1 protein-coding gene is annotated in these 5,927 nt (G+C 64.7%); it reads right to left on the bottom strand.

Features of this window, described 5'->3' with window-relative positions:
• Positions 1-5,927 (bottom strand): non-ribosomal peptide synthetase (locus GGD63_RS39770; RefSeq protein WP_183250639.1); only part of this gene is annotated, 5,927 nt, incomplete at both ends.

The following is a 5,927-nucleotide window of genomic DNA, read 5'->3' as shown; positions in this document are numbered from 1 at the left end:
CCCGCCAATGTAAAGCTCGCCCACCGCGCCGAACGGCACGGGCGCGCCATGGCCATCCAGCAGGTATACCCGCGTGTTGGCGATTGGACGCCCGATCGGGACCAGTGACCCATTGAAATCAGCCGGGCAAGTCCAGATCGTCGCACAGACTGTTGCCTCGGTCGGGCCGTAAGCATTGACAATTGATGCTGGGGCCAGACTTCGCATGAGTTCTGGCTTCGGCAGCTCTCCAGCAAGAATGAGAACTTGCACAGCCAAACCTTCCGGATCCTTGCTCGTCTGAAGCAACGCTGGCGGTAATGTCGCGTGGGTGATGGCTTCGCTTTGCAGATAATCCGATAGCTTGCTACTCGCTTGACGGATCTCTTCCGCGGGCAAGTGCAAAGCGGCTCCGGAGCCAAACGCCATAACAAGCTCCCACGCGCTTGCATCAAAAGCAATGGAGGCGAACTGCACGACGCGGCTATTGGAAGAAGCGCCAAAGAGGCCGACTTGAGCCGACAGCAGATTGACCAAGCCCTGATGCTGGACCATGACCCCCTTTGGGGTTCCGGTTGAGCCTGAGGTGTAGATCACATAAGCGAGATGGCCCGATGTGAGGCCAAGCGTGCGCCGGTCAGGGTTTGAAGCCGCCCGTTCGGCCCAGGCGGGCGTGGCCGTCTCCAGATCGATGACCGTCACATCGGTCAGCACCTCAGGGCCGAGTGCTGCGCGACCGACGACGTCGCAAAGCAGCAGCCGCGGCGCGGCATCGTCGACAACCTGATGCAGCCGCTGGCTGGGATAGGCGGGGTCCAGCGGCAGATAGGCACCGCCAGCCTTGAGAATCGCCAAGACACCAACCACCATCGCCGGACTGCGTTCGAGGCAGATCGCAACCGGCTGGTCCGGCTTGACCCCGAGGGCGATCAGGTGATGCGCCAGCCGGTTGGCCCGTGCGTTGAGCTCGCCATAGCTCAGCCGCTCGTTTTCGCAGACCAGCGCCACCGCCTCCGGCGCCTTTTGCACCTGCGCCTCGAACAGCTCATGGACGCACAGGTCCGATGGATAGGCCTCCGCCGTCCGGTTCAGATCCTCCAGCAGATAGGTGCGCTCCTCAGCCGGCAAGATGTCCAGCTCGCGTACCGGCGTATCCGGGGCATCCTCCAGCGACTTTGCCAGTTGCTCGAGCACCCGCTGCATGTAGCCGCAGATCCGATCCGCCGAGATCGGTTCCGCCACCTGCACAGTGAGGCCCAGCGCCTCGCCAAAATCCTCCACCGACAGGGTCAGGGGATAGTTGGTGCGTTCCTCCGCCCCCAGCCATTCCATGCCCGACAACACATCATCCGTCCCGGAGCCGGGCACAGCCGGCGCCGTGTTGTGACGGTAGTTCAACAGCGAGCTGAACAGCGGTGCCGACGGCGCAACAGCGCTGCAGCGCTGTGCCAGCGCCAGCGAGGCATGCTCATGTGCCAGTAGGTCGGCCAGCCGGGCGTGCGTCATCCGCACGCTCGCCTCGACGGTGGTCTCATCGAGATCAAGCCGCAGCGGCAGGGTATTGATGAACAGCCCCATGGCGCGGTCGGCGCCAGCGCTGCCATGCAGCCGGCCTAACAGCACCGTGCCGAACACCACCAGCTCGCGGCCGCTGCTGCGCGCCACCACCTGTCCCCACGCCAGATGGCAGAGGCTCGCCAGACTCACGCCCAGCCGCCGCGCCTGTTCGCGCAGCCTCGCATGGAGCGCTGACGGCAGCATCCGATGCGCCTCTCGAACTCCGGCGCCGTCGCCACGCACCTCGCTCAAGTCGAAGGGCGTGGTCGGCTCGTCGATGTCGGCCAGCAGCTCCCGGAAGAACGCTTCATCGGCCTTGGCATCACGGCGCAGATGCGCCTGCGCCACCAGATTGCGGAAGGGCTGCGGCGCGGTCAGCTCATGCTGGCGCCCCTCCAGCTCGGCCCGGACCTCAGCATGCATCACGTCCCGCGTCGTGTGATCCCCTATAAGATGATGCTGCAGCTCCAGCAGCAGCCAGCGCGGGCTGCCGGGCTCGCGCGCTATCACAAACTGCAGCAGTGGCGCCCGGCCAAGCTCGATGCGGTGCCGGCGTGGGTCAAACCGCTGCCTGAGCTGCTCGGCTCCAGTGCCATGAGCGCCATCCAGCTGGACCTCGATCACCTCCAGTCGCGCCTGCCGCCACACCACCTGGGCCGGCCGCGACAATCCCTCCCAGACAAACGAGGTACGCAGGATGTCATTCCGATCCACCACCCGCTGGACCGCGGCAAGATAGCGATCGAGCAGCCCACGCTCGGCAAACGCCATCTGCGACACCAGTAGGTACGGATCGCCCTTTGCCGCTAGCAAATGATGGAACAGGATGCCGTCCTGCAGCGGCGACAGGGCGTAGATGTCCTGGATGTTGCAAACCCCGCCGGGTACCGTGGCGATGATCCGATCGATCTCGTCTTGCGCCAGCTCGATCAGCGGCAACATCTGCGGGGTGATCGCCGCACTCCGCTCGGTGATCAGGTTGGCTGGGGCCGCGACCTCGTGATGGCGACGCAGACTTGCAGCCAGATCCGCCAGCACCGGCTTGATGAACAAGGTGCGCACCTCGATGCGCAGTGACCGCCGCCTTAGACGCTCGATCATCTGCACCGCCAAGAGCGAGTGCCCTCCCAGTTGGAAGAAGTTGTCATCCCGTCCGACCCGCTCCAGCCCCAGCAGCTCGGCCCAAATCTGCGCCAGCACCGTCTCCATCTCGCCCTGTGGCGGCGCATAGGTCCGGCGCGCATACGCATCGTCGCCCGGGGCCGGCAGCGCGTTTCGATCGAGCTTACCGTTCAGCGTCAGCGGAAGCGCCGCCAGCCGCACGAACGCACTCGGCACCATGTAGTCCGGCAGCCCCGCACTCACATGCGCCCGCAAACCGCCGGCAAGATCAGATTCCTTAGCTTCGGCGACGACGACATACGCAACGAGGCGCTGCTCGCCGCGACCATCCTCGCGCGCGACCACCACCGCCTCGCGCACGCAGGCGTGGCCGCAAAGCCGCGCGACGATCTCGCCCGGTTCGATTCGGAAGCCGCGGATCTTCACCTGATCGTCGTTGCGGCCCAGGAACTCAATATTGCCGTCCGGCAGATAACGTGCAAGGTCGCCGGTCCGGTACAGCCGGTCGCCCTCGACAAAGGGACTGGCGATGAACCGCTCCGCTGTCAGCTCAGGGCGATTCAGGTAGCCCCGCGCCACCCCCGCCCCGCCAATGCAGAGCTCGCCCACCGCACCGAACGGCAACAGCCCGCCATGACCATCCAGCAAGTAGACCCGCGTGTTGGCAATAGGACGGCCAATCGGGACGATAGCCTCATCAAATCCAGCCGGGCAGCTCCAGGATGTAACGTCGATCGCGGCCTCAGTCGGACCGTAGAGATTGTGCAGGGCCGCCCAGGGCAATACGCGCCGAACCCTATGCACACTGGCGGCAGGGAGCGCCTCGCCGCTGCATAAAACCCGCCGCAGCGATGTGCAGCGGTCAACACTCTTCGCATCCAAAAAGCTGACCAGCATGGATGGTACGAAGTGAACCGTCGTGATGCGCTGGCTGACGATCAAGTCGACCAATGCATCGGGATCTCTGTGCGCACCGGGCGGCGCCACGACCAGCGTTGCCCCTTCAAGCAAAGTCCAAAAGAACTCCCAAGCCGAGACATCGAAGCTAAATGGCGTCTTCTGCAACACGAGGTCTGTTGCCTTCAGACCATAGGCGTTCTGCATCCAGATCAGGCGATTAACGATAGCCCGATGCTCATTCTGTGCCCCTTTGGGCGTGCCCGTGGATCCCGAGGTGTAGATCACATAGGCGAGATTGCGGGAGGTCAGGCTGAGCGCGCGCGGGTCAGGGTCCGCTTCCGGCAGGCTGGCCCAGGCCGGCGCCGCAGCATCGAGCTTCACCACGCTCACATTGGCCGGCGCATCCGCGCCGAAGGCGGCGCGGCCGGCCACATCGGCCAGCAGCAGCCGCGGCGCCGCATCGTCGAGTACCTGATGCAGCCGCGCCGACGGATAGGCCGGGTCCAGCGGCATATACGCCCCGCCGGCCTTCAGGATTGCCAAAAGCCCCACCACCATCATCGGACTGCGCTCGACGCAGATCGCAACCGGCTGGTCCGGCCTGACCCCGAGGGCGATCAGGTGATGTGCCAGGCGGTTGGCCTTCGCATTGAGCTCGCCATAGCTCAACCGCTCATCATCGCAGACCACCGCCACCGCATCCGGCGCATTGTGCACCTGCTCCTCGAACAGCCCGTGGATGCACCGCTCCGCAGGATACGGCGCCGCCGTCCGGTTCAGCTCCTCCAGCAGATACGTGCGCTCGGCAGTCGAGAGCAGCTCAATCCGGTGGACCTCTTGCTGCGTATCGGCAGCCATCGCCCGCAGCAGCGCCAGCAGATAACCACGCTGCCGCTCGATCGTCGCCTGATCAAACAGCGCCGTGGCATACCCCAGCGTCCCGGCGATCTCCTCGCCATGCTCGCCAAGGCTCAGCTCCAGATCGAACTTGACCTGATCAAGCTCCTCCCCGGCAGCTTCCACACTCAGCCCCGGCAGCACCAATGACCCAACCGCATTGTTCTCCCAGGCCAGCATCACCTGGAACAATGGCGTGTGATCAAGAGCCCGAGGCGGCTGCACGATCTCCACCACCTGCTCGAACGGCAGGTCCTGATGCTCCTGTGCAGCCAGCACCGTGCGCCGCGTCCGCTCCAGAAGCTCCGACACGCGCGGCTTGCCGGACAGGTCCATCCGAAGCGCCAGGGTGTTGACGAAGAACCCGATCAGCTCTTCGATCTCGCGGTGCCCCCGATTGGCGCTCGGCACGCCAATCACAAGATCGTCCTGCCCCGACAGACGCGACAGCACCGCCGCCCAGGCCGCCAGCACCGTCATGAACAACGTCGTGCCATGCTGCAGGCTCAGCCGCTTCAGCTCCCGCGTCAAATCCGCATCGATGATGATCGGGACCGTCGCCGCGGCAAACGACTGCTGGGCAGGCCGCGCATGGTCTGTCGGCAAGACAAGACGGGTCGTGCCTGCCAGGGCGCTGCGCCAATACTGCGCCTGCTTCTGCAGCCGTTCTCCCGACAGCCATTGGCGTTGCCAGGCGGCATAATCCGGATACTGGATCGCAAGCGGCGGCAGAGGATCGTCCTGCCCAGCCTCGAATGCCCGGTAGAGCTGGCTAAGTTCGCGCAGCAGCACGCCCATCGACCAGCCGTCCGAGACGATGTGATGCTGGGTCAGCAGGAAGACGTGTTCCTCGTCGGCGGTGCGGATCAGCCGACCGCGGATCAGCGGACCGCGCGCAAGATCGAATGGCGTGTGCCCCTCTTCATGGGACAGATCCAAAAGTGCCGCTTCCGCATCCGATCTCTCCCGCAGATCGTGCTCAACTATCGGCAGACCCGCATCCGGCGGCAGAACCTCAACCCGGGGCTTGCCCTGGGTCGCGACAAACACACTGCGCAGCGCCTCATGACGCGCAAACAGACGGTCAAGGCTGCGCTGCCAGGCGCTGTGGTCGAGCATCCCGCGCAATCGCAATGCCAGCGGAATGTGATAGTTCGTGCTGCCTTCGTTCAGCTGCGCCAAAAACCATAGCCGCTGCTGGGCAAATGACAGCACAAGCGGCTCATGACGCGACAAGGTCGCAATCGACGGCAGCTCTTGCGGACCGGAGCTGCTCAACAGCTCGACGATGCTTGCCGCCAGATCAGTCAGCACTGGCCTTGCGAACAGCGTCGACAGTGGCAGTTCGACCCCGACAGCCTGTGACAGCCGGCTCGACATCTGCACGGCCAAGAGCGAGTGGCCGCCCAGTTCGAAGAAGTGGTCGTTGCGCCCGATGCGCTCGACACCCAGGAGCTCGGCCCAGATCCGCG

This window comes from Bradyrhizobium sp. cir1 (assembly GCF_014198245.1).
Lineage (GTDB): Bacteria > Pseudomonadota > Alphaproteobacteria > Rhizobiales > Xanthobacteraceae > Bradyrhizobium.
This window is presented reverse-complemented; position numbering and strand designations above follow the sequence as displayed.